The sequence below is a fragment of the Gorillibacterium sp. sgz306347 genome, from assembly GCF_059735245.1.
On record NZ_JCAPET010000119.1, the window covers coordinates 1 to 520 of the forward strand.

Consider the following 520-nt stretch of genomic DNA (forward strand, 5'->3'; position numbering starts at 1 on the left):
ATGGAAGGGCCATCGCTCAACGGATAAAAGCTACCCTGGGGATAACAGGCTTATCTCCCCCAAGAGTCCACATCGACGGGGAGGTTTGGCACCTCGATGTCGGCTCATCGCATCCTGGGGCTGAAGTAGGTCCCAAGGGTTGGGCTGTTCGCCCATTAAAGCGGTACGCGAGCTGGGTTCAGAACGTCGTGAGACAGTTCGGTCCCTATCTGTCGCGGGCGCAGGAAATTTGAGAGGAGCTGTCCTTAGTACGAGAGGACCGGGATGGACGTACCGCTGGTGTACCAGTTGTTCCGCCAGGAGCACCGCTGGGTAGCTATGTACGGACGGGATAAGCGCTGAAAGCATCTAAGCGCGAAGCCCCCCTCAAGATGAGATTTCCCAATTAGTAAGACCCCTTGAAGACGACGAGGTAGATAGGTCCGGCGTGGAAGTGCAGCAATGCATGCAGCGGACGGATACTAATCGGTCGAGGGCTTATCCAACGCTCCCACCGGGGAGCACAAGCAGCAACGCGATG

Annotated in this window: 1 rRNA gene; it reads left to right on the forward strand. The window is 57.1% G+C overall.

Annotated elements, in window-relative coordinates:
* Nucleotides 1-485, forward strand: a 23S ribosomal RNA gene (locus tag AC6I6H_RS22505); the annotation flags it as partial.
* Nucleotides 486-520: the final 35 nt, after the last annotated feature.